Annotated in this window: 23 protein-coding genes; 8 read left to right on the forward strand and 15 right to left on the reverse strand. The window is 68.5% G+C overall.

What is annotated here, in order from left to right:
• Positions 1-8: 8 nt before the first annotated feature.
• The 11 genes from A5784_RS12555 to A5784_RS12605 all read right to left on the reverse strand — a co-directional run bounded on the left by A5784_RS12555 (position 9) and on the right by A5784_RS12605 (position 9,670).
• Positions 9-779 carry an SDR family NAD(P)-dependent oxidoreductase gene (locus A5784_RS12555; RefSeq protein WP_064945228.1) on the reverse strand — a complete coding sequence of 257 codons (771 nt, stop codon included), beginning with the start codon at positions 777-779 and terminating at the stop codon, positions 9-11.
• Between the two features lie 29 nt (positions 780-808).
• Positions 809-1,885, reverse strand: coding sequence for an ABC transporter ATP-binding protein (locus tag A5784_RS12560; RefSeq protein WP_064945229.1), 1,077 nt, complete (start codon positions 1,883-1,885; stop codon positions 809-811).
• Between the two features lie 22 nt (positions 1,886-1,907).
• On the reverse strand, positions 1,908-2,723 hold the full coding sequence (locus A5784_RS12565) for a carbohydrate ABC transporter permease (RefSeq protein ID WP_064945230.1): 816 nt from the start codon (positions 2,721-2,723) through the stop codon (positions 1,908-1,910).
• Positions 2,720-3,571, reverse strand: a complete 852-nt coding sequence (locus tag A5784_RS12570) for a carbohydrate ABC transporter permease (RefSeq protein ID WP_064945231.1) — start codon at positions 3,569-3,571, stop codon at positions 2,720-2,722. The genes A5784_RS12565 and A5784_RS12570 overlap by 4 nt, the downstream gene beginning before the upstream one ends.
• Positions 3,572-3,624: 53 nt before the next feature.
• Positions 3,625-4,950: an ABC transporter substrate-binding protein gene (locus A5784_RS12575; RefSeq protein WP_064945232.1), complete on the reverse strand. Its 1,326-nt coding sequence runs from the start codon at positions 4,948-4,950 to the stop codon at positions 3,625-3,627.
• A gap of 29 nt (positions 4,951-4,979) precedes the next feature.
• The gene (locus tag A5784_RS12580) at positions 4,980-6,461 is read right to left on the reverse strand and encodes an FGGY-family carbohydrate kinase (RefSeq protein WP_064945233.1); all 1,482 of its coding nucleotides are present in this window, start codon (positions 6,459-6,461) and stop codon (positions 4,980-4,982) included.
• Positions 6,458-7,282 (reverse strand): DeoR/GlpR family DNA-binding transcription regulator, encoded by an 825-nt coding sequence (locus A5784_RS12585; protein WP_064945234.1) that lies wholly within the window; start codon positions 7,280-7,282, stop codon positions 6,458-6,460. The genes A5784_RS12580 and A5784_RS12585 overlap by 4 nt, the downstream gene beginning before the upstream one ends.
• Before the next feature lie 158 nt (positions 7,283-7,440).
• Positions 7,441-7,920 (reverse strand): pyridoxamine 5'-phosphate oxidase family protein, encoded by a 480-nt coding sequence (locus tag A5784_RS12590; protein WP_064945235.1) that lies wholly within the window; start codon positions 7,918-7,920, stop codon positions 7,441-7,443.
• 13 nt (positions 7,921-7,933) lie between these two features.
• Entirely contained in the window at positions 7,934-8,170 is a 237-nt protein-coding gene (locus A5784_RS12595) for a hypothetical protein (protein WP_064945236.1), read from the reverse strand.
• Positions 8,171-8,208: 38 nt separating this feature from the next.
• On the reverse strand, positions 8,209-8,814 hold the full coding sequence (locus A5784_RS12600) for a TetR/AcrR family transcriptional regulator (protein ID WP_064945237.1): 606 nt from the start codon (positions 8,812-8,814) through the stop codon (positions 8,209-8,211).
• Positions 8,801-9,670, reverse strand: coding sequence for an oxygenase MpaB family protein (locus A5784_RS12605; RefSeq protein ID WP_064945238.1), 870 nt, complete (start codon positions 9,668-9,670; stop codon positions 8,801-8,803). The genes A5784_RS12600 and A5784_RS12605 overlap by 14 nt, the downstream gene beginning before the upstream one ends.
• A gap of 148 nt (positions 9,671-9,818) precedes the next feature.
• Here A5784_RS12605 and A5784_RS12610 point away from each other — a divergent pair, with 148 nt between their 5' ends.
• The 8 genes from A5784_RS12610 (at position 9,819) to A5784_RS12645 (ending at position 21,063) form a co-directional block, all read left to right on the forward strand.
• Entirely contained in the window at positions 9,819-14,159 is a 4,341-nt protein-coding gene (locus A5784_RS12610; RefSeq protein ID WP_064945302.1) for an AAA family ATPase, read from the forward strand.
• Positions 14,160-14,234: 75 nt separating this feature from the next.
• Entirely contained in the window at positions 14,235-14,978 is a 744-nt protein-coding gene (locus A5784_RS12615) for a hypothetical protein (RefSeq protein ID WP_064945239.1), read from the forward strand.
• 7 nt (positions 14,979-14,985) lie between these two features.
• Positions 14,986-16,158, forward strand: a complete 1,173-nt coding sequence (locus tag A5784_RS12620; RefSeq protein ID WP_064945240.1) for a polyprenyl synthetase family protein — start codon at positions 14,986-14,988, stop codon at positions 16,156-16,158.
• Positions 16,155-16,616, forward strand: a complete 462-nt coding sequence (locus A5784_RS12625; protein WP_064945241.1) for a hypothetical protein — start codon at positions 16,155-16,157, stop codon at positions 16,614-16,616. Before A5784_RS12620 ends, A5784_RS12625 begins: the two co-directional genes overlap by 4 nt.
• A complete protein-coding gene (locus A5784_RS12630) occupies positions 16,613-16,867 on the forward strand; it encodes a hypothetical protein (RefSeq protein ID WP_064945242.1) in 255 nt (84 codons plus the stop codon). Before A5784_RS12625 ends, A5784_RS12630 begins: the two co-directional genes overlap by 4 nt.
• Positions 16,864-17,874 carry a hypothetical protein gene (locus A5784_RS12635; protein WP_064945243.1) on the forward strand — a complete coding sequence of 337 codons (1,011 nt, stop codon included), beginning with the start codon at positions 16,864-16,866 and terminating at the stop codon, positions 17,872-17,874. The genes A5784_RS12630 and A5784_RS12635 overlap by 4 nt, the downstream gene beginning before the upstream one ends.
• Positions 17,867-18,268, forward strand: coding sequence for a hypothetical protein (locus A5784_RS12640; RefSeq protein ID WP_064945244.1), 402 nt, complete (start codon positions 17,867-17,869; stop codon positions 18,266-18,268). Before A5784_RS12635 ends, A5784_RS12640 begins: the two co-directional genes overlap by 8 nt.
• A complete protein-coding gene (locus tag A5784_RS12645; RefSeq protein WP_064945245.1) occupies positions 18,265-21,063 on the forward strand; it encodes an FAD-dependent oxidoreductase in 2,799 nt (932 codons plus the stop codon). The genes A5784_RS12640 and A5784_RS12645 overlap by 4 nt, the downstream gene beginning before the upstream one ends.
• Here the strand turns inward: A5784_RS12645 and A5784_RS12650 are convergent.
• From A5784_RS12650 to hemB, 4 genes are read right to left on the reverse strand one after another with little or no spacing between them, the layout of a single operon-like run.
• The gene (locus A5784_RS12650; protein ID WP_064945246.1) at positions 21,060-21,290 is read right to left on the reverse strand and encodes a hypothetical protein; all 231 of its coding nucleotides are present in this window, start codon (positions 21,288-21,290) and stop codon (positions 21,060-21,062) included. The two genes, A5784_RS12645 and A5784_RS12650, sit on opposite strands and share 4 nt — an antisense overlap.
• Complete coding sequence (mce1N, locus tag A5784_RS12655; RefSeq protein WP_064945247.1) at positions 21,287-21,760, reverse strand: transport-regulating membrane protein Mce1N; 474 nt, start codon at positions 21,758-21,760, stop codon at positions 21,287-21,289. Before mce1N ends, A5784_RS12650 begins: the two co-directional genes overlap by 4 nt.
• A complete protein-coding gene (locus A5784_RS12660; protein ID WP_064945248.1) occupies positions 21,753-22,157 on the reverse strand; it encodes a hypothetical protein in 405 nt (134 codons plus the stop codon). The genes mce1N and A5784_RS12660 overlap by 8 nt, the downstream gene beginning before the upstream one ends.
• Positions 22,158-22,184: 27 nt before the next feature.
• On the reverse strand, positions 22,185-23,162 hold the full coding sequence (gene hemB / locus A5784_RS12665) for a porphobilinogen synthase (RefSeq protein ID WP_082944809.1): 978 nt from the start codon (positions 23,160-23,162) through the stop codon (positions 22,185-22,187).
• Positions 23,163-23,170: the final 8 nt, after the last annotated feature.

Here is a 23,170-nt window from a genome sequence, read left to right on the forward strand (position 1 = left end):
TTTTCGAGCTAGTCCATGTAGGCGCCACCGTTGACGGCCAGCGCTTCACCGGTGATGAAGCGGGCGTCCTCGGACAGCAGGAAGGCCACGGCGCGGGCAACGTCCTCAGGCTGCTCCAGGCGGCCCAGCGGGGTGTCGTCGATCATCATGGTGCGCACACCGTCGGGGGTGATCCCGCGCAAACCGGCCTCCCACTCCAGTTCCCGTGACTGCATGGGTGTTTCGACATATCCCGGGCAGACACAGTTCACGGTGATGCCGTGCTCGCCGAGTTCGTAGGCCATCGCCTGAGTCAGGCCGACGACTCCGAACTTCGAGGCCACGTAGTCGGACAGGAACGGCACCCGGCCCTGCTTACCTGCCATCGAGGCCGTGTTCACGATGGCTCCCGCGGTCCCGGTGCGCACCATTGCCCGCGCGGCCGCCTGCCCACAGACGAAGACTCCTTTGAGGTTCACGTCCATGGTCTGGTCGTACCGGGCGACCGGAGCGTCGAGGAACTTGTGCATGAACGAGATGCCGGCGTTGTTGATCCAGGCATCGAGGCCGAGTCGGTCTGCGACCCCGGAGGCCACTGCGGCGGCGTCTTCGGGTGCACTGACGTTGAGCACCGCGGATTCGTGGCCCACATCCGGGTTGGCCAGTGACGCGGCGACCTCCCGTGCCGAGTCCCCGTTGATGTCGGTGACGACGACACGCCAGCCCCGTTGCGCGAGGGTGGTGGCGATGGCGCGCCCGATCCCCGAACCTGCGCCGGTCACGACGACTGTCTTGGTCATGAGTGTGCTTTGTTCCTATCCGTTTTCGGTTACTTGCCGGCGCCTGTGAGACGTCGGCCGGTGGTCTGGTCGAAGGTGTGGACGGCACCCGGCCGGGCCTCGAGGTTGACCCGGGCCCCCTCCCGGATGCCCGACATGCGGGACACCTCCACGACACTGGTGAGCTCGGTTCCATCCGCGTCGATCGTGACGATGGCACGGGGCCCGAGTAGTTCGACCAGCGTCACAGTCGCCGCCGCATCGTCGCTCTCGGCGGCGACCGTGGGTAACAGATCATCTGGGCGCACACCGAGGGTTACCGCGCCGGACGCGTCGGCCCCTTGGACCGCGAAGGAGAAACCGGTCGGCAACGTGAACGTCGAACCGTCGAGACGGCCGTCGACAAGGTTCATCTTCGGGCTGCCCACGAACGCGGCGACGAACGTGTCCGCCGGGTTGTTGTAGACCTGCAGCGGCGTGCCTTCCTGCGCGGTGCGGCCGTCGCGCATCACCACCATCCGGTCCGACAGCGTCATCGCCTCCTCCTGGTCATGTGTGACATAGACCGAGGTGATGCCGAGCCGGCGCTGAATCTGCAGGAGCTCCGTGCGGGTTTCGACCCGCAGTTTGGCGTCCAGGTTCGACAGCGGCTCGTCGAACAGGAACACCGAAGGCTTCCTGACGATCGCACGTCCGATCGCCACCCGCTGCTGCTGGCCGCCGCTGAGGTCTTTGGGCTTGCGGGACAACAGTTTTCCCAGGCCGAGGGATTCGCCGACCTCGTCGGCACGCGCCAGCGCATCGTGGCGGGGCGTCTTCGACGCGCGCAACGGGAACGCGATGTTCTCCCGCACCGTCAAATGCGGGTAGAGCGCATAGTTCTGGAACACCATCGCGACGTCCCGGTCGCGCGGCGGCAGGCGCGTGACGTCTCGGTCGCCGATCGTGATGGTTCCTGCGGTCACCGTTTCCAGCCCCGCCAGCATGCGCAGCGAAGTCGACTTGCCGCAGCCGGACGGGCCGACCAGCACCGTGAACGAACCGTCGGGCAGTTCCAGGTCCAAATCCTCGACGATGGACGTCGAACCGTAGGACTTGTTGACACCCGAAAATCGGACTATTGCCATGAAGCGTTGATCACCAACCTTGTCAGAACTTCACCGCGCCACCGCTGATGCCCTGCACCAGCCTGCGCTGAATGAAAAAGCTTGCAATGACTACCGGTACGACCGCGATGAGGATCGCCGCACTCATGGAGCCGATCTGCACACCGCGGAACGTGTTGAAACCGGCGATGGCCACGGGCAGGATCGCTGCCTTGCCGGGCGCCAGGATGAGGCCGTAGAACAGATCGTTCCACGACAACGTGAAGCCGAAGATGGCGGCCGCGCCGATGCCCGGATACACCTGCGGCAGAACCACCGTGCGGAACGCCGCGAACCGGGTGAAACCGTCGACCTGGGCCTGCTCCTCCAGGGACCGCGGCACTGCTTCGAAGAAGCCGATCAGAAACCACGTCACCACGGGCAGAACGAAACTCAGGTGCGCGAAGATGACCGGGACCAGTGTGTCGTTGAGCCGCAGGGCGTAGGCCATGGTCAGGAACGGGAACACCAATACCGCGGGCGGCAGCACCTGGGCGGCCAACATGCCGAAGCGGGTCGCGGTGCCGCCGGCCCGGTAGCGCGCGATCGCGTAGGCGCCCATGCTGCCCACGACCACGCTGATGCCGACAGTGACGGTGGCGACGACGGCACTGCGGCCGGCCGCGGCCAAGATTCCCGACGACAACACGTTTCTCCAGCTGTCGAGCACCGGGGTGAACGCGAACAAGAACGGATCATTGAGCTGTTGCGGGGTTTTCACGCTGGCCAGCGCGACCCACAGCACCGGAAACAGCACCGAGATGGCCGCGGCCCACAGCAGGGCGATCCGGCATACGGTGAGTGCGATCGAATTCCTCATGACTCCTTCGCCTTCTCCATCCGGCGGAATGCGAGCACGATGACCGCGAGCACCACCACCAGCACCACGAAGGCCATGGACGAGGCGGATCCGAGCCGGAAGAACTGGATTCCGGTCTGGTAGATGAAGTACTGCAGGGTTTCCGTTTCGGTGCCTGGCCCGCCCCGAGTGGTGGCGAACACGTACTCGAAGACCTTCATGGCGTCCAGGCAGCGCAGCATGATGGCCACGACCAGCACGGGCGCCAGCAGCGGCAGGGTCACCCGCCGCAGGATGTACCATCCGCCGGCACCGTCGACGCGGGCAGCCTCCAACGGTTGGCGCGGAATGGATTCCAGCCCGGCCAGCAGGAGCAACACCATGAACGGGGTCCACTGCCAGACGTCGATGAAGGCGAGGGTGAACAGCGCGCGCCCCGGCCCGAAGAAGTCGTAATCGACCCCGATTGCATGCAGCAGGTGCGGGATAGCGCCGAGCTGGTCGTTGAGCAGGAAACGGAAGATCAGTCCAACCGCGATGGGCGTGATGAACATCGGCGCCAGCAGCATCGACCGGGTGAGATCCTTTGCCCAGCGCTGTTTCTGCAGTGCCAGCGCAATCGCCAACCCGATCACCAACTCGAGCCCGACCGCCACGAACACATACAGCGCGGTGGTGCCGAATGCGTGCCAGAACTTGCCGTCGCCGAATGTCGCGACGTAGTTGGAGGCGCCGACCAGATTCGGGGTGCCGTGATCGGTCAGCTTGTAGTCGGTGACGCTCAGGTAGAACGCGTAGGCCAGCGGGAAACCGACCACGCCGAGGAACAGAGCGATCAGCGGGGCGATCATGCCGTGCTTGAATGTCATACTCGCCGGGCTCCTTTCGCTCGGGTGGCCGGATTCCCTCTGCTCACCTGCGATCAGCCCTGGATCTTCTGGGCAGCTGCCTGGGCGGCCGCAAGGGCGTCGTCGACGCTCTTGGTACCGGCCACCGCCTCGTTGAGTTCGGTGCCGACCGCCTGGATCATCTCCTCGCCGCTCGCCCCCTGGCTGAGGGGGAATGCGTTGGCCAGGATCTTCTCGACCGTCGCGTAGTAGTCGGCGCCGAGCGGGCCCGCCAGTACCGCGGGATCGGCGAGCGTGCTCTTGCGGATGGCCGCACCACCCTTCTCGGTGCGCGTCACGTCGTGCGGCTTTGCGGTGATCCAGGAGGCGAATGCCCAGGCCGCATCCGACGCACCGGAGTTCGCGGGAATGGCCCAGCTCCATGAACCCAGCACCTGCTTGCCACCCGGGATCGGGGCCAGCTTGTACTTGCCCGCGAACGGACCGGAGCCAGGAGCGTTGAGCGCGGGCAGATTCCAGTTGTAGCTGATCATCGATGCGGACTGCCCTGACGACACCGAGCGGAAGGCCTCGTCGAATGCCCAGTTGAGACTGTCTTGGGGCGCAGCCGATTTGTAGGTTTCGATGTAGGCGTTCAGTGCCCGCTTGGCCTCAGGGGTGTCGAGGGTGATCTTTCCGTCGGCGTCGTAGATGGACCCGCCCGCCGCGAACAGCCAGTTGCCCCATTCCTCGAAAATCTTGTAGCCACGCTGTGGCTGCAGCGCGATGCCGGCACGGTCGGGGGTCTTGAGTGCCTTGCTGGTGCTCACCAGTTCGTCCAGCGTCGCCGGGACCTGCAGGTGGGCCTGCGCGAGATCCTCTGTGTTGTAGAGGTATCCGAGCGCGTAGTTGTAGAACGGCACGCCGTAGCGCACCCCGTCTACCGTGGTGATATCGGTCAGAGGCTTGAAGAAGTCGGCGGCGTCGTACCCGGGTGTGCCGTCGATGCGCGCGTCCAGCGGCTGCAGGAACTTCGCCTTGGCGAAGTCGACCATCCACGGGTTGTCCACGATCACCAGGTCATATGTGGGAGAGCTGGATTGGAACGAGGAGACCAGTTTGTCGCGCATCTGGTCGTAGGTGAGCGTCTCGATGTCCACCTTGATGTTGGGGTAGTCCTTGTTGAACTCGGCCACCATCGCCTTGACGATGTCGGTGTCCGGGACGTTCTCCATGAGGATGCGCACGGTGCCTGAGGTGTCCTTGGCGATCTCGCCGCTGCCGGTGGCCTGAGGCTGCGCGGGACCCCCGCTGCCGGCACAGGAGCTCAGCAACAGGGCGACCGCTGACACCAGGGCGATCACGACGGCAACATAGAACGGCCGCCTCCGCCCTGGTGTCGGGTTAGTGGTGATTTTCATTACGGCACTGATCCTTTCGGAGTTGATTCTCATCGGGAGGTGCGAGCCAAGGTGTGTGAGATGGGTGCCACCGCGTCACCCAGGTCTCGCCAGGTGGCGTACGCGGCGTCATAGGTCGACTTGCGTGACGGGTCCGGGACATACGGCGCATCCAGGGTGATGAACCGGGCCGCATCCGACCAGTCACCGAGCGCGCCGATGGCGATGGCGGCGATCACCGCGGCCCCCAGAGAGGCGCCGGGATGACCACGGACCGGCAACATCTCCAGGCCGAGGACGTCGGCGTGGATCTGTTTCCACAGTGTCGATTTCGACCCGCCGTTGGTGATCATCACGCGGCGCAGCGGGAGGCCGATTTCGGCGAATACGTCCATGTGGTGCCGGAATCCGAAGGCGATGGCCTCCAGCACCGAGCGATACATGTCGGCCCTGGTGTGGCCGAGGTGCAGGCCCGCGAACACGCCTCGCAGGTCGGGGTCGTGGATCGGGCTCTTCTCACCGAGGAAGTACGGCAGGCACATCACTTCCGCTGGGGCCCGGCCGGCCGCCTCGTCGTCGAGCGCCGTCAGCTCGGCACCGCCGATCAGGGCCTGAAACCAGCGGATCAGGCTGCCGCTGGTGGCCATACAGCCGTTGGGCAACCACTGCCCCGGCACGGGATGGGCGTCGAGGTAGAGCCGCTCGTCGACCACCCTGGTGTTGCTGGCGGCCAGGATGTCGCCCGCCCCACCGAGTTTCACCAGGGCGTCACCGGGTGCATTGACGCCGGCGGCATACGCCGAGAGCACGTGGTCGGCGCCGCCGACCACGAGTGCCGTGCCCGCACGCAAGCCCGTCAGGTCCGCGGCTTCCCGGCTCAGCTCGCCCACCCTGGTGCCCGGCCGGAACACCGGGGCGAGGGTCACCGGGTCGACGTCTGCTGCCGCCAGCACGGGTTCGGCCCGCTCCCCGGCGATGGTGAACAGCCCGGATTCCAGCGCCCAGTTCTGTTCAACGTGCACCTGCGCGCCCAGCGCTGTGAGCACCCAGTCGTAAGAGCCGACCCAGTGCGCGGTGCGCGCATACACCTCGGGCTCGTGTTCGCGAAGCCACACCATCGTCGGCGCGACCGACTGCTGGGTGAGCGCAGAGCCGGTCAGGCCGACCAGGTCGACCCCCGCCAGCGACTCGGCGAGCCGGCCGACCTCGTGGTGCGCCCTCGCGTCGTTCTGAAGAATGCCACGGCGCAACGGCTTTCCCGACCCGTCGAGCGGTACGACGGCAGGCACCATGCCCGACGTTGCGATCGCGCCGATATCACCGGCGTCGGCGCCACCGGTCGTGACCACTTCCCGGATGGACTCGACGACATTGCGATGCCACTGACCGGTGTCGGCCTCTGCGATACCGGGGCCCGTCGAGTGCAGTGTGGTCTCGCGGTTGGCGGTCGCCACGATGCCGCAGTCGACGTCGAACAGCACGGTCTTGGTGCCGGTCGTGCCGATGTCGACCCCGATGGTGTAGCGGCTCATGCCCGGTCCGCCTCGCCGCCGGATGCCGGATCTTCTTGCCCGGCAACGCAGATCACCTCGACACCCGCATCTCGGGCTGCGATCAGTGCGGGGTGGTCGGCGGGCCCGTCGGTCACGATGACGTCAATGTCGGCCAACGCGGCAATGCTGACGAACGTGACCCGCCCGAGCTTGCTGTTGTCTGCCGCGACGATGACCCGATCCGCACGCTTGGCGGCGGCACGCTTCACCCGGCTCTCCGCCTGGTGATAGTCGGAGATTCCACGGTCGACGTCGATTCCCGCGACGCCCATCACGAACGTGTCGCAGTTGTACTGGGCGAGCGTGTCCTCTGTGGTCGAACCGATAAGGCTCAGTTCGCCGGGACGCAGCTCACCGCCGGTCAGCACCACCTTGGTGTCGGGCTCGTCAACGACCTCGACGGCCGCGAGCACGCTGGGGGTCACGATGGTCAAACTCAGCCCGCGGCCCCGCAACGAGCGCGCCACGGCCAGCGCCGTACTGCCGGAATCGAGGATGAGCGTCTCTTCGGGACCGATCAGGTCCGCCACGGCGTCGGCGATATGCCGTTTCTGCTCAGCCGCGTCGGCCACCCGGGTGGCGAACGACGGTTCGGTGCGCTTGCCCGTCAAGGCGATGACACCGCCGACCACCCGGCGCACGACGTCGAGCGCTTCGAGTGCCTCGACATCGCGACGGATGGTCATCTCGGACACGTCGAACTCGGCGGCCAGCTCCGCGTAGCCCACCTCAAAATCGGTGCGTACCCGCTCGGCGATGCGATCGCGACGAGTCTTGGCGTCCACGCTCACACCCACCATTCGTGTGCAACTTTCACACGCATGGAGCGCAATTTCGCAAGAAATACCGCTGTTACCCGCACAGCGTGTGAATCTATGACAACTCTGCGCTGATGTCTACGGCAAAATGTGATTTTTTTTCATGGCTGTAACAAGCCCGACAGGCGGCCGGTCGGACGTCAGGACCGCCAATTCAGCACTTCCCCTTCGCCGGCCGTCAGCACCGTCCCGGGCATGACACGCAGCCGGTACGGGCTCAACCGCAGCGCCGCGAAACTGGGCGAGGTCGGCCCGTCCCACCCCGGAATGATCGCCGGGTCGTAGCCGACCGGCGCAGGCGCAGTGGCGAAGCGGTCCCACACCTGACGGCGGGTGTCGTCGTCGAGATACCACTCGACCAGACAGTCCGCTGAGCAGGTGTCGTGGCTGGCGGTCCAGTAGCTCACCGAGAGGTAGGGGTGCGCGGCGAGATCAGCCTTCTTGACCGGCGTGGGCGCGGTGGCGATCCAGCCGAACAGGTCGGTGCCGTCCCAGTCCCAGATCGGGTGCAGGATGCGGCTGCGCGGGCGTCCGTCAGCGTCGACGGTGGCCGCCGAGGCCCACACGATCGAATGGGCCATCTCGACGAAGGCAGGCGCGATGCGCTCCAGTGAGGTCACACGAGCGAGGCTATTACCCGTCGTCGCCCTTGTCGGCGTCTTTGTCGGCGCCCTTGTCGTCGTTCTTCTCCGACTGGCCGTAAATGGGCTTTCCCTCGTCGTCGAGCCAGTCGTTGACCGCAGTCCCCGAGACCGTGCCCCCGGTTCCGGGCATGGTGACGGTGGGCCGGGTGTCGTCATACGACTTCATGACCTCTTCGGCCTGTCTGCGGTTTTCCTCGGTGATATGCGGTTGTTTCTCGGTAGCCATGAGTAACGGCTGCCCAAAAAGCCGGGCCGCCAAACGGCTCAGGCCGAGACCGTACGCACCGACGCGGGCAGGCTCGGCAGGAAATGCCGCGCCGCGAACGCCCGGATCTCCTCGGGGGTCTGCACCGGTTGGACGCTGGGTAGCAACAACACCATCGCCGCGTAGCGCAGGATGGTGTCCGCCAGGTCGTTGACCGCCTGCGGGCCGATGCGGTCGGCGAACCCGTCCGGGAAGATCACCCGCAGCGCGGCAGCCATCCGCTCGATCGCCGCGCCGTAGTGCCGGTGCATCAACTCCAGCACCAGCGCGGGCTCGTCGACGATCATCTGATTGAGCACCCGGTGCGTGCGGAACCTCAGGATCGACAGGGTGAACGCTTCGACATAGTAGTTCGATTGCGGCCCAGCATCTTTCAGTTCGCGCGCGATGTCGGCGAACAGTGCCACGTTCTCGCGCTCGATGACGGCGGCGACCAACTCGTCACGATTGGCGAACCTGCGGTAGATGGTGGTGCGGCTGACGCCCGCCCGGCGGGCCACATCGTCGAGCGCGACCCGGCGGAAACCGTGCCGTTCGAATTCGGCAAGGGCCGCGTCCAGGATCCGCCGGGTCGATTCCGACCCCGTCGCGTCAGTCGCGGGCATAGCCCCTCTGGGCGAACCGGTTGTAGCGCACGCTCATCGGCAGATGGTCCCACACCCAGTTGACCGGAGCCGACCGCCAGAACGCGGCGAACCGCTGATAGTTGCGCTCCTGGCGCTCCGACCACGGCAGCTGTAGCAGATCGCGAGCGCGGGGCGGCAGGCCGCCGGTGGTCAGGAAAGCCGCGACGGGGTTGAACACCGTCGCCACCACCCGCCACAGGGCCGGGTGCACCGCTTTGGGGCACGGGAAGCCCTTGGTGACGTAGCCGACGCCGTACCGGGCGCTCTTGTGGGCGACGGCGACCTCGTTCATCATCCGGTCCCAGTACTGCTCGAACTCGGCGTAGTCGGCGGGCATGGGCCGGTCGCTGACGCCGTAGCGGCGATACCAGGTCTTCGATTCGAGGTAGATCTGCTCCTTCTCCTCGCGGGTCAACCGCTTGACGAAGGTGTCGGCGAAGTACAGCACCTGCTCGACGAATGTCGCGTGTGCCCAGAAGTAGGTCTCGGGGTCCAGCGCGTGATAGCGCGCCACCGGTTCTCCGTCGGGGCCGGGCATCACGCCCTTGACGTGGTGGTGAAAGTCGCGGACCTGAGTGCCCGCGTTATCGTCCTCCGTCCCGTACACGGTCCGGAAGATCGGCGGCACAGTGCGTTTGAGCCGTTCTGCGGTATCGGAGAAGAACGTCGAATGATCCAGTACGCCCTGGCCCAGCTCGGCGAGCATGTTCTGCAACACCGCGGGCCGAGGACCGATCAGGTACATGCGGTTGTCACCGAAGTACTTCCACACCAGCGATTGCGGGCCCAGCGGCAGGGAGTCGGCCTGCTGCGACGGTTCAGCCAGATCGGTCATAGGAACAGTGTTACAAATTTTGAACTTTGTTCCAACGCGTGTGGCGCAACTCACGACAACTCGACGAGCTTTCTCATCGCCGCACTCCGGCGGGCATCGCTCACTACGATGAGTGCACGTTTGCGGGGGGCGGAAGGGAACGGTGGCCGTGTCCGCTCCGGTACTCGACCTCGACGGCCGCGTCGTCGGACGGGCCGCGGAGTCGAGCGCGCTGCGCGCCGCCATCACCGACGCCGAACGCAACGGCGGCCGCTGCGTCCTGGTCAGCGGCGCCCCCGGGGTGGGCAAATCGACACTCGTGCAGGCCTTCGGTGTCGAGCTGGCGCAACGCAACTGCGTCTTCGCCTACGGCCGGTGCCGCGACGGCGCCCCGGCGCCCTATGCGGCACTCGGGGACGCCTTCAGCTCGATCGTGCAGACCATGGAGACCACCGGCCCGGCCGAACGGGACAGCTGGCGCGCCGATCTCGCCACCGGCATGGCGGCCCTGTCCGGCGTCCTGTCCGAGCTGGTACCGGAACTGGGGCAGGTGCTCGGACAGCCAACCGGAACCGGCGATCGCGAGGCCGCCGATCCACGCCGCCGGCTGCACCGCGCCGCCATCAGGCTGATCTCCGAAACCGCCTCCTACCGCCCGGTGGTGCTCGCGATCGACGATCTGCAATGGGCCGACCACGACTCCCTGCTGATGCTCTCCGAGTTGCTCGCGGTGTCGTTGCGCAATGTGCTGGTGCTCGGCGCGCACCGGGCCGGCGAGTTCGACCCGAACGGTGCCGGCCTGCCCACGGCCGGGTTGTCCAGCGTCCGGCTCGCGCCGCTGTCCCGCGACACCGTCGAAGAGCTGCTGGCCGGCGTGTGCGGCCGCGCCGTCGAACTCGGCGACGTGGCCGCCGAATTCCACCACCGCACCGGCGGCAATCCGCTGCAGGTCCGCCAGTTGCTGTACCGCGCGCAGCGCGAAGGTGCGCTCACCCCGGTCGGCGCGAGCGGCCGTTGCAGCTGGGACCTGCGGGTGTTGTCCTCCATCGAGGTGACCGACTCCGCCGCCGAGTTCCTCAACCGCTACCTCGACCAGCTGCGCCCGGCACACCGCGCCGTGCTGAGCACGCTGACCTGCATCGGCGGTGAATTCGACCTCACCGACGCGACGACGGCGGCCGCGCAGCCCACCGACGTCGTCGCGCAGGCACTGTGGTCGGCCCTGGAACTGAGGCTGCTCGAAGCCGTCGACAGCCGCGGTCAGCGCATCGCCAACACGATCAGCCACGACGCGCGTTACCGGTTCAGCCACGACCGGGTTTCGGAGGCAGCCCGCGAAGACCTCTCCGACGACGTCGCACGCGATACGCACCTGAGGCTCGGCAGGCAACTCGTCGAGCAGGGCGAGGAGCGGCTGTTCGAGGCCGCGCGGCACCTCGGCATCGGCGGCCACGGACTGGCCGACGACGCCGAGCGCGTCCGGTTCGTCGACGTGCTGCGGCGCGCGGCGCGCAAGGCCAGGGCGCAGGCGTCATTTCCCTTGGCGCTGACGTACTGCCGCAACGGGCTGGACCTCTTGGGCGACGAACGGTGGACCCGGCACTTCGACGTCGCCAGGGAACTGCAGCTCGAGGCGGCCGAGGCCGCGCTGCTGGTCGGCGACGTAGCGGGGCTGCACACCCTGCTCGACGAGGCCGAGACCGCCTTGCACGAACCGGCCGACCGCAGCCGGCTGGCCTATCTGCGACTCAAGGGGCGCATGGCCCAGAACAGGTTGAAGGAGGCGCTCGACACCGGGTTGCGGGCACTCGACGAGCTCGGCGAGGCCCTGCCGCACGACGCAGGCAAACCGCGAATGGTCAACGCGCTCTTGCAGATGCGCTTCACGGTGCGGCACTGGAGCACCGACCAACTGCTCCAGTTGCCGCGGTGTGAGGACCGGCGGGTGGCGGAGATCCAGCGCATCCTCGCCGAACTGCGCAGCCTGTCCTACATCGCGCGGCCCAACCTCTTCCCGCTCATCGTGCGCAAGCAGCTGGAGCTGACCCTCGCGCACGGCCACACGCCGTCGCTGCCACTGGTGCTCGTCAGCTACGGCGTGCTGCTGGTGCTGACCGGGGACCGCGCAGGCGCGCAACGGTTCGGCGAGACCGCCCTGCTGCTCACCGAGCGGCCCGAATTCCGCGACGCCCGGCCCGAAACCCTGTTCATGCACCTGAATTTCATCCGGCACTGGCGGCACCCACTGCGCGACGGCTTCGGCCCGCTGCGCGACGCGGTGACCGAGGCACTCGACCACGGCGACCAGGAATACGCGGGATTCCTTGGCGCCGTTCTCCTTTCGCAGTACTTCTGGATCGGCAGGCCGCTGGCCGAGATCGACGAGCTCGCCCAGACTCTGATCCCCGAGATCTGGTCGCAGCCGGTACCGCGAGGGCTGTGCCAGGCCGTCCAGCAGATCTGCCTGAACATGATGGGGCGCAGCGAGGACCCCTTCCTGCTGGCGGGCGAGAGTGGTTACGACGAGCGGGTGGCCCTGCCCGCGGCCCGCCGCGAAGGCGACGAGGTGGCCCTCGGCGCCGCGGCGACGATGCGCCTCGGCCTGCACTTCTGGGCCGGCGACTACGCCGGGGCGGTCGACGTCGCTGACGATGCCGTCGAGCACATCGGCGGCATGGAGGGCACCGCCATCATGCAGCTCGTGCACATGGTGGATGCGCTGAGCCGCATCCACGTCGCACCCACCGCGCGCTCGACCCGTCGCTGCGCGCACCGCGCTCTGGCACTGCATCGCAGGTGGGCGGCGGAATCCCCGGCGAACTACGCGGCGCCGTACGCGCTGATCGAGGGCACCTGGGCACACGCCCGCGGCAGGCACCAGACGGCCGAACTGGCCCTGCACCGCGCGATGGAACTGGCCGACGAGCACCAGCTGCCGCTGATCGCCGCGGCGGCCCACGAACAAGCCGCGATCCTCTACGCCGACACCGGCCGCAACCGGCTCAGCGAGCACATGCTGCGCACGGCGTATCAGCGGTTCTCCACGTTGGGCCTGACGCTGCGGACCGAGCGGCTGGCCCGCGCCCATCCGTGGCTGCTCAGCCGCGATCTCGTCACGCCGGATTCGGCAGGCATCGATCCGGCAGGCGCCCACCATCTGGCGCGTGCCCTGTCCGCGGCACGCAGCGCGGACAGCCTGGCCGACATCGTGCTGCGGACCGTCGCCGACACCACCGGTGCCCACCGCGTGCTGCTGCTCACCGGTGAGCCCGAACACCTCAGTGTGCGGACCGTGCTCGACGGCGGCGAGATCACGCCGGTCGAAGGGCCATGGACCGAGGTGGCCTACGACCGCAGCCTGGTGCGCCGCGTCGTCGACTGCGGCACCCCGCTGATCATGGCCGCCGACTCCACACGGCGCCCGGGACCCAACGGCCAGCGCCACCCGGCGCCGTCGGTGCTTGCCGCACCGATTCGCCTGCAAGACAACATCATCGGCATGGTCTACGCCGAACATGATGATCCAGCACAGCATTTCGGCGCGCATCACGAAGAAGCCGTGTCGTTCGTCTGCGACCAGGCCGCCGCGCCGATGTGGAACTTTCAGCTCGAGGCGCAGCTGCAGGCCGCCGACGAATACCGCCGCTCGCTGATGGACGCGCAGTCCAAGTTCGTGCCCAACGAACTGCTGCGCATCCTCGACATCGACGATCTGCGCCGCGTACACAGCGGCTACCGCGTCGAGCGGGAGATGACCGTGCTGATCTCCGACATCCGCGGCTACACAACCCTTTTGGAGGACATGAACGTCTCCGATGCCAGCAATCTGGCGATGGGGTTCCTGCGTGCCGTCGAGCTGCCGATCATCAGCTGCAACGGCATGATCCAGGACGTCCGCGGCGATGAGATCGTCGCGGTCTTCGAATCGGAAACCGACGCCGTACGCGGCGGTCTGGCCATGCTGCGCTCGTTGCGCGAGCACAACCGCGACCGGCGCGCGCACGGATCCGACGCGCTGCAGGTCGGCATCGGCATCAACACCGGCCCGGTCGGGGTAGGCCTCGTCGGCGGCGTCAACCGCATGGTCCTGACCATCATCGGCGACGCCGTCAACGTCGCCGCACGCATCGAAAGCACCAACAAGCGCTACGGCACCGCGCTGCTCATCTCCGACGCGACCTACGCGCGCGTCGCTGCGCAGGGCCAGTTCGCCATCCGCCGGATGGAGCGCGTGATGGTGGTCAACCGGCGCAGGCCGGTGACCGTCTACGAGGTGTACGACGAGGATCCGGCCCCGCTGCGGGAGGCGAAACGCGCGGCCCAACCGACGTTCGACGAGGCGTTCGGCTTGTTCGACGCGGGAGACGCCGCCCGGGCCCGCGCCGCGTTCGAGAACTGCCGCCTGCTGCTGCCGGACGACACCGTGGCCACGCTGCACATAGCGCACTGCGATGCCGTTGCCCGCGGTGACATGTCCCCTGGTCAGGAGGTCGCGCTCGCGCAGAAGTAGCTGCGCCAATCGGCCCTCGACACCCCGCATCCTCTGCCATGATTTGGACCACACTCGTCGAGGGGGTCGCAGCCCATGTACCTGAGCGCCGAGCGGTTGGCCGTGGCCGACCGGGCCGTACGCGAGACGTTCGAACAGACCAGCGTTGCCTGGCAGGCGATCCCGCACTGGGACACCGGCGATCCGGGGCAGACCTGGGTGCGCAGCGACACCATCCCGCCGGATTTTCTCGAAGTCGTCACCGTCAACAAGAGATTCACGGTGACGCTCGCTCAGGCGGGCGCACCGCTGCCCGACCCGCTGCTGGCCGTCCTGATGGCGAAGACCGTCGAACTCGCCGCGACCATCGACGCCGCGGTGCTGGCAAAGCTACGCGCCAAGGAATCCAAATCGCTGAAGGCCGCAGGCGCCACCACGCAGGACTTGTTGGACACCCTCATCGACGCCCGGGCCGCAGTCGAGACGGCCGGCTACCGGGCCCCGTCCTGCTTGTTCACCGGCACCGACGGCCTCAAACTGCTCAATCACATCGAGAGCGGAGAGGACATCGCCGAGGCGGTACTCAAGGCGGGCGGCGTCACCACGCTCTACCGCGTCGACGGCGACGGCATGATCATGCTGGGCCGTCGGCAACGCATCGCCCAAGGCGCCGCCGCGACGGCCTCACCGGGTGAGGAGCCGGTGGACCTCGCCGTCGCCGTCGCGCCAAGCCTTGAGCTCATCGGCGAGACCGCGGGCGGCGCGATCGAACTGGCGGTGCGGATCCGGTACGCACTGCGGATCAAGGATCCGGGCGGTGTCGTCGGCATCGCTTTCTGACCCTCCCGTGCCGGCGGTCGCGGAACTGCCTGCGCACGCATCGGGCCTCGACGACTATCTCGCCCGGTGCAAGGAGGCATGCGACTGTGAGATCGAAAGGCTCTACGGCTCAAGCGATTGCGGCCCGAGCGGGCTGCGGGAGCTGATCCTCGACTACCCACTGCGCGGCGGGAAGGCGCTGCGGCCGGCCCTGAGCATTGCGACGTGCCTTGGGCTCGGCGGTCACCTCGAGGCGGTCCTGCCGACCGCCGCGACCCTGGAGCTCTACCACAACGCGTTCCTCATCCACGACGACATCGAAGACGATTCCTGGCGCAGGCGCGGTCGGCCCACACTGCACATCGACCACGGCATCCCCATCGCGGTCAACGTCGGCGACGCCATGCTCTCGCTGTCGCTGCAGCCGCTGCTCGACAACGTCGAACGCATCGGTTTGGGTCCCGCACTGCGCATCCTGCGGGCCGTCGCCCACATGACCCGGCAGACCGTCGAGGGCCAGGCGATCGAGCTGGAATGGGTGCGGTCCAACATCTGGCGCTTGGACGACGCCGACTACCTGCGCATGGTGGAGCTGAAGACCAGCTGGTACTCGTTCATCATCCCGCTGCAGGCGGGCGTCATCGCTGCGGGCGGCGGGGCCGACCAGCTGGCCGCGCTGGAAATCTTCGGCCGCCACCTCGGCGCCGCGTTCCAGATCACCGACGACCTGCTGAACCTGCGGGCCGACCCGCAGGACTACGGCAAGGAGATCGGCGGCGACCTGTGGGAGGGCAAGCGGACGCTGATGCTGCTGCACGCGCTGCGGCGCGCCGACCCCGACGACCGCGAGCGCGCCGTGGCCATCCTGGCCAGGCGGCGCCCGAGCGCGGCCGGCGAGCTGGGCCTGGCCGAGCTGCTCGACCGGCTCACCGCCCGCGGCGAGCTGTCCCGCGTCGGACGCGACGCGATCACGGCACAGGTGCTGGGCCGCCACGACACCGAGGCCAAGACGCTCGACGACATCCGGTGGCTGCACCGCCTGCTGCACCAGACCGGGTCACTCGCCCACGCGCGCGAGGTCGCGGCAGCCCACGCACGAGACGCGGCAGCCGCGCTGGCCGCCCTCGACTGGTTGCCGCCCAGTCAGCACCGCGACATGCTCACCGACCTCGTCGCCTACGTGCACGGGCGCACGCGATGACGCCCGAAGCACTCGTCGGCATGCTGGCCGAGCTGGACCGGATCCGGGCCCTGACGCTGGACCTCGTCGAGCGCAGCGCCCCGCAACTGCTGCCCGCCCCGCCGCAGGACGCCTCCGGGCATGAGCGTGCGGTGTACGAGCTGTTGCTCGGGGCGCGGCGCGCGGTGCTCGGCAACCCCGCCGCCGCCCGCGGTGTGCACGATCTGCTGGTGGCCGAGGGCCTCCGGTACGCGCAGACGCCGGAGGGGGCGCAGCTACGCGACGCGCTGACCACGTCCGAGGCCGTCGAGAACCTGCGCAGGGTATGGGAAACCGTGAGCCTCAACGTGCTCGACGGTCCCGCCCCGCCCGCGGCCGCGCCGACCGCCTGGATCGAGCTGCTGGCCGACGCGATCATCGGGGCTTCCCGCGCCGACGATCCGGTGCTGGCCCGGTTGCGCCCCGAGGGGTTCGCGTGAGCCTGACCGAGCCGCGAGCCGCACTGGCCGAGAACTCCGGCCTGATCGACTATCTGGTGGGCCTGGCAGCCCTGGGCCGACTCGTGCGCACGCTGAGCATCGGCGGCGGCGAGCGACGCGATGCCGACGACTTCGTGCACGTGCTGCTCGGGCTCGCGGCCCTGGGCGCCCGGGTGGAACGGCTGGCCCCGCCCGCGCCGCCTATGTCGCCTGTTGTGGCACCGGACTCGTCGGTGAGGTGGCTGCGATGACGCTGGCGGCCAGTGATTTCCTGCGGGCCCCGGTCCTGGCCGCCGCGCAGCCCGCAGGCTTCAAGGAGTGGCACCACTTCGTGGTACACGGCCGCACCGGCAGGTTCCTGATCAACTTCAGCCTGGCCTGCGAGGACACCTCGAGCGGGCACTCCCGCATGGCGCCACGCGTCATCGTCATCGCCCACGACCGCCAGTGGACCGGCGCCGTCGAGCGCTTCGCCGAGACCGCCCTGGACATCTCGGCCGATCTCGGCGCGTGCTCCATCGGCGCCAACCGCATGACCGTGCGGCCCGACGGCTACGAGGTGCTCGTCGACCTGCCCGGTATCGGCGGGGAACTTCGCCTCACCCCGGTCAGCCGACCGTTCGCCGTCAACAACCAGCCTGTCGGGCAGGGCCGCATGTCATGGCTGTTCGTGCCGCGGCTGCGGGCCGACGGATGGCTGCGCATCGCAGGTCGAGAGCATCGGCTGGACGCCGATCTGGCGTATCACGACCACAACTGGGGCCGGTTCCGGTGGGGCGACGACTTCGGCTGGACGTGGGGCACGATCCTGCCGTCAGCGCCCGGCGACCCGTGGTCGGCGGTGCTGCTGCAGATGACCGACCGGCACCGGCTGCGGTTCCTGTCGCAGGCGCTCTATGTGTGGCATCACGACGAGCCCGCGGCGATCTTCCGGCATGCCGAGGTGCGCATACGCACGTCGGGGCGGCTCGGCCGGGCGCCCGACTGCACCCTGCCACCGCCGATGCGGCTGCTGATCGACGGTGACGTGCCAGGCGTCCCCGAGCTCGTCGAGGTCAGCGCCACCCGGGCCGGCGACACGGTTCACGCCGAGTTCCGGCCCCAGTCCTACGCCCGGCTGGCCCAGCCCAGCGAGGTCAGCCTGGACCGCTCGACCGTGCTGTGCGAGGCGAGCGGAACGGCCAGGATGACCGGATCCATCAACGGCGCAACCATCGACTTCACCGGCACCGGCGTATTCGAGTTTCTCCATGGCTGAGCCGGTGGCGGCGCTGCTGCGCCGGTCGGTCGGAAATCTCGCGGACGAGGTGCCCGCGAGCTACCGCCTGGTGCTCGAGCGGCTCGGGCCGCTGGTGGTCGCGCTCGACGTCGACGGCGAGCGCTTCGCGCTGCGCGGTGGGCCCCACCTCGAGGTGGCCGACGGCGATGTTTCCGGCGGCCCGCGGATCACCACGTCGCGCGCCGCCATCCTCGACGTGCTCGACGCCAGGATCGGGCTGCCCGACGCCGTGCAGGCGGGCTCGGTGACCGTCGAAGGCTCGCTCGACGACATCCTGCAGGTGCACGACACCCTGCTGGCCTATGTGCACGCCGCGGTCCGGGCACCGTCGCTTCCTGGGTTGCTGTCCGCGCTGCGAGAGGACGAGCCGTGACCGGTGAGGTCATCACCACACCCGCGTCGTGCGCGCGGCGGCCGAGCGTCGCGGTCCTCGGCGCAGGCATCGCGGGGCTGACCGCGGCACATGAGTTGGCGCAGCGTGGTTTCGACGTCACGGTGTACGAGCCGCGCGTCGATGAACGCGTCGGGCTGGGCGGCGCACCGCCCGAGACCTATCCGCCCGTCAAGCTCGGCGGGCTGGCCGCCTCGCAGTACTCGACGGTCGGCACGCATGACGGCAGCGCCGCCGAGTTGCGGCCCTTCCCCGGCCGTCGCGGTGACCCGCGTCCACCCGCGCGGGCCGTCGCCGGTGAGCACGGCTTCCGCTTTTTCCCCGCGTACTACCTGCACACCTGGGATCTGTTCCAGCGCATCCCCGTCTACCAGCGCATCGACGGAGCCGGTGGCACGGTCGACTGGGTGCCCACAGCGCGGACCATCATGGACAACGTCCGACGCGTGGTCACCCAGGGCACCACCGTGGACGGAAAGCCGTCGCTGGTGTTCCCGCGCGAGGCGCCCCGCACGCCTGCCGAATTCCTCACCATCGCCGGGCAATTGACCGAATTGGGTTTCACGGCGTCAGATATCGACAGGTTCGTCAGCAGGCTCGTGCGTTACCTCGTCACCAGCCCGCTGCGCCGCGCCGCCGAACTGCAGAACCTGTCGGCCTACGACTTCTTCGTCGGCCGCGACGACACTGCCGAGCAACCCCGGTTCACCTACTCGCCGCGGTTCGACTCCCTACTGCTGGAGATGCCCCGCGTCCTGGCCGCATTCGACACCCGCTGGGGCGACGCCCGCACCAACCTGACCACCTATCTGCAATTGCAGCTGCAGATGGACCGCCGCGACAACAAGGCCGACGGGGTGCTCAACGGCCCCACCACCGAATCGTGGTTCGACCATTGGCACCGCCACCTCGTAGAACTCGGCGTCCGCTTCGTCCGGGCCTGCGCCGGGCACCTGGAACCACCCGCGTCCGACCCGGGACAGCCGCCGCACCTGCGGCCACGGGTGCAGGTGATGCTGGCCGACGGCACCCGGCTCGCCCCGGACTACACCGTCGTCGCGGTCGACGCCCCGGCGGCCGAACAGATCACCGCCGCGTTGCGCGCAGCGGGCACGGGCGGCACCGTGGCCGGGCTCGACGGGTTCACCACGTCGTCGCCGCCGGACGACGGTCCGCTGCAGCCCGGCCACGCCCGCCCGCAGACCCGGCGCGACCCGTACGCCATGGACGAAATGGGCCGGGTGCCGTGGGACCGGTTCCAGACGCTCGGCGGCATCCAGTACTACTTCGACACCGAATTCCAGCTGCTACGGGGCCACATGTACTACTCGGGCACCGAGTGGGCGCTGTCGTCGATCAACCAGCACGGCCTGTGGGAACGCAGGCCGACGCTGGCCCGCGACGGCCACGTCTCGGTGCTGTCGGTCGACATCGGCGACTTCAACACGCCCTCGCGGTCCCTGCTCGACGAATCCGGGCGCGGCAAGGCGGCCCGCGACTGCACGGCCGACGAAATCGCCACCGAGGTGTGGCGCCAGATCGTCTGGGCCCTGACCAGCGACGTCGACAATGTCGCCGAAGCGCTCATGCCGTGGCCCACCTGGTATGCGCTGGACCGGGGCCTGGTCATGGGCGACGGACCCGGCCAGGGACACGGCAAGGCGGTGCGCAACGAGACGCCCTACCTCGTGCCGATCGTCGGGGACTGGGAGAACCGCCCCGGCCCGGACCCGTGGAATCCGCACGGCGGATCCTGGGGCACCCGGCCGACCGAGGAGACCTGGCTGCGGGAGCTGCGGGAGCGCAACGTCTGGCAGGCCCGCCACGGCGGCTACCAGGTGCACCACAACTCGGTGGTGTTCGCGGGCACCTGGACCAAGACGTTCACGCGGATGACGTCGATGGAGGCGGCCTGCGAATCGGCCCGCCACGCCGTCAACGCGATCCTGGACCACTACATCTGGGTGGCCTCGGGCGGCACCGATCACCGCGAGAACACCACGCTGGACTGGCGATTTCCCTACGACTTCCTCGACCAGGGCTACTCGAGCCCCGTCCGGATGCCGTCGCCGGCCGGGGATTACTGCTATGTCTTCGACATCGAGAACCGCGAACCCGCCGACGCCCGCCCCCTGCGCACGCTCGACGGCCAGTACTGCCGGGAGGCGCTGCCCCACCCATTGGACACTGCGGCTCCGCTGCTGCTCCCCGCTCCAGGAGGCCTACCGATGACCCAGCCGACCATGCCACCCGAGCCACTGCACCTGCTCACCTACCTGCAGGCCTGGCGGCAGTACCTGCAGCAGGCGGGGCTCGGCGGGCTCGGGGGTGCGCTGCTGACCCCGCCGGGCACCTCGGCACCTGCCGCGCCCGACTACGCCCAGCAGCTGCTCACCTATCTGCAGGCGTGGCGGCACTACCTGGAGCAGACCGTGGGCGAGGCGACGGGCCGGCCCAGCGAAGGCGACGGAGCACCCGGCCGCCCACCCAGTCCCGGGGAAGAGGTCGTCGCCCCCGCCGACGACTACGGAATCCAGACCACCACGGGTCGGCGCGAACCGCGGCCGGCCCGGGCCGAGCAGGAACCGGCATCCCCGCCACCCCCGGCGGCGCGACGACCGGCGGGTTCAGCTCATCGCCGGTTCACCGAGGCCGACACCGCGCCCGCGTCGACGCCTGCGCCCCGCTCGCTGTACGCCAGGGCACCCGAGCCAGGAACCGCGCGGTCCGCGTACCCGGGGATCACCGAACCCGGCTGGCTGGACCAGGAGCGTTAGCCGCGGCGCAACCGCGCGATACCCAGCACCGCGAGTACCCCGGCGACGATCGCCAGCAGCAACGACAGCACCAGCAACGGGGCAGAATGCACGACCGACGTGGTCGACGGTTCGCCGGGCAGGATCGGCGCCACGTCCACGGTGGTGCGGGCCGCGAGCCAGCTCACCACACACCCTGCGGCCGCGCAGACCGCCACCACCAACTCGATCACGGCCCGGATCTTCATGGTGTGCGCTCCTCGATCAACGCATCCAACTGCTCGCGCAGCTGCCGATGCCTGCGGGCCCACGCCTGCACGGTGCGGCCGCCCTTGAGTTTGAGGCCGATCCCGGTCCGGCCGCGGGGTACCCCCGTGAGCTCACCGAGCGCCCGGGCGGACTGCCACTTCGGCATGTCCGCGCCGCTGGCCTCGGGGTACAGCTTGACGACCTCGTCCAGATTGAGCTTCTCGGTGCCCTGCCGCAGCGTGTCCCTCGTCAGCTCCACCGAGGTGTGAATCCTCGCGGCCTTGATCTGCACGGCCACGAAACCGGACACCAGGACCAGGAACAGCAGCGGAATCCACGGGTCACGCCCATAGCCGCCGGTCATCTGCAGCAGCCCCATGCCGATCGCGGAGAACGGACCGAGCAGCAGCCACAGCCACCTGCCGCCCGGTTCGTAGAACAACCGTTGCGGCGTGGATTCGTCAGTCACCGCTCCCCCTGGAGATCTGTGCGTTCAGCACGGTCCCGGCGATCAGCAGGATCACCCCGGCCAGCGTCAGCATGTGCACCGGAACGAGGCTCAGTGCCGCCGCTACGGCGATCAGCACGGCAGCGGCGAGCGCCAACGACATCGCGGCCCGGCGAAATCGCGGGTCACCCCCGCGGCTGCGGCCGGCCAGGAACGCCATCACGGCACCGACGATCACCGTCAGCACCCCCGAACCGCGATACAGGGTGTTGACCGCGCCCGGCCAGGACACCGTCGCGGCGATGAGACCGCCGACGATCAACAACACGGACGCGGCCAACCAGCAACTGAAGGCGATGGTGGCGCGCAGCGACCGCGGCGACGGCTGCTTTTGGGACGGCGACGACGGTGCAGGCATTGCCGGGAAGCCTAGAGGGTCGGGGGGTCAGGCCAGCCATCCGGCCACGTCGGCCGCCCAGTAGGTCAGCACGATGTCCGCGCCGGCCCGCCGGATGCCGACCAGCGATTCCAGTGCGGCGGCCTGCAGATCGATCCAGCCGTTGGCGGCCGCGGCGCTGATCATCGCGTACTCGCCGGAGATCTGATAGGCCGCAACCGGCACCGGCGAGATGTCGGCGGCCGCACGTACCACGTCGAGGTAGCTCATCGCGGGCTTGACCATCACCATGTCGGCGCCTTCGTCGATGTCGAGCTCGATCTCGTGCACGGCTTCGCGGATGTTGCCCGAATCCTGTTGGTAGGTACGACGATCGCCGCTCAGGCTGGAGGACACCGCCTCGCGGAAGGGGCCGTAGAACGCCGAGGCGAACTTCGCCGCATACGCCAGGATCGCGACATCGGTGTGCCCGGCCGCGTCGAGCCCGTCGCGGATGGCGGCCACCTGACCATCCATCATGCCACTCGGGCCCACCACCTGTGCACCTGAATTGGCTTGCGCCACAGCAAGTTCCACATATCGGAGGTTGGTGGCGTCATTGTCAACGCGGCCCGCGGAGTCCAGCACGCCGCAGTGGCCGTGATCGGTGAACTCGTCGAGGCAGGTATCGGCCATCAGCACCGTGGCGTCGCCCAGATCCTTGGCGAGGTCACGCAACGCGACGTTGAGGATGCCGTCCGGATCGGTGCCGACAGAACCGACCGCGTCCTTCGACTCGTCACGCGGCACCCCGAACAGCATCAGGCCACCCACGCCCGCGGCGACCGCGTCGGCGGCAGCGCGGCGCAGCGAGTCTCGCGTGTGCTGCAGGACGCCGGGCATCGAGGAGATGGGGCGTGGCTCAGACAGACCGTCGGCGACGAACATCGGCAGAACCAAATGTCTTGGCTCCAAGGAGGTTTGCGCAACCAGCCGGCGCATCGCCGGCGTGGTACGCAGCCTACGGGGCCGATGTCGTGGAAACACAGTCTCGG

This window comes from Mycobacterium sp. 852013-50091_SCH5140682 (assembly GCF_001665685.1).
Lineage (GTDB): Bacteria > Actinomycetota > Actinomycetes > Mycobacteriales > Mycobacteriaceae > Mycobacterium.

Coding starts and splice junctions, on each gene's coding strand:
- A5784_RS12555 (WP_064945228.1), bottom strand. CDS start 779: ATGACCAAGACAGTCGTCGTGACCGGCGCAGGTTCGGGGATCGGGCGC.
- A5784_RS12560 (WP_064945229.1), bottom strand. CDS start 1,885: ATGGCAATAGTCCGATTTTCGGGTGTCAACAAGTCCTACGGTTCGACG.
- A5784_RS12565 (WP_064945230.1), bottom strand. CDS start 2,723: ATGAGGAATTCGATCGCACTCACCGTATGCCGGATCGCCCTGCTGTGG.
- A5784_RS12570 (WP_064945231.1), bottom strand. CDS start 3,571: ATGACATTCAAGCACGGCATGATCGCCCCGCTGATCGCTCTGTTCCTC.
- A5784_RS12575 (WP_064945232.1), bottom strand. CDS start 4,950: ATGAAAATCACCACTAACCCGACACCAGGGCGGAGGCGGCCGTTCTAT.
- A5784_RS12580 (WP_064945233.1), bottom strand. CDS start 6,461: ATGAGCCGCTACACCATCGGGGTCGACATCGGCACGACCGGCACCAAG.
- A5784_RS12585 (WP_064945234.1), bottom strand. CDS start 7,282: ATGGTGGGTGTGAGCGTGGACGCCAAGACTCGTCGCGATCGCATCGCC.
- A5784_RS12595 (WP_064945236.1), bottom strand. CDS start 8,170: ATGGCTACCGAGAAACAACCGCATATCACCGAGGAAAACCGCAGACAG.
- A5784_RS12600 (WP_064945237.1), bottom strand. CDS start 8,814: ATGCCCGCGACTGACGCGACGGGGTCGGAATCGACCCGGCGGATCCTG.
- A5784_RS12605 (WP_064945238.1), bottom strand. CDS start 9,670: ATGACCGATCTGGCTGAACCGTCGCAGCAGGCCGACTCCCTGCCGCTG.
- A5784_RS12615 (WP_064945239.1), top strand. CDS start 14,235: ATGTACCTGAGCGCCGAGCGGTTGGCCGTGGCCGACCGGGCCGTACGC.
- A5784_RS12625 (WP_064945241.1), top strand. CDS start 16,155: ATGACGCCCGAAGCACTCGTCGGCATGCTGGCCGAGCTGGACCGGATC.
- A5784_RS12635 (WP_064945243.1), top strand. CDS start 16,864: ATGACGCTGGCGGCCAGTGATTTCCTGCGGGCCCCGGTCCTGGCCGCC.
- A5784_RS12640 (WP_064945244.1), top strand. CDS start 17,867: ATGGCTGAGCCGGTGGCGGCGCTGCTGCGCCGGTCGGTCGGAAATCTC.
- A5784_RS12650 (WP_064945246.1), bottom strand. CDS start 21,290: ATGAAGATCCGGGCCGTGATCGAGTTGGTGGTGGCGGTCTGCGCGGCC.
- A5784_RS12660 (WP_064945248.1), bottom strand. CDS start 22,157: ATGCCTGCACCGTCGTCGCCGTCCCAAAAGCAGCCGTCGCCGCGGTCG.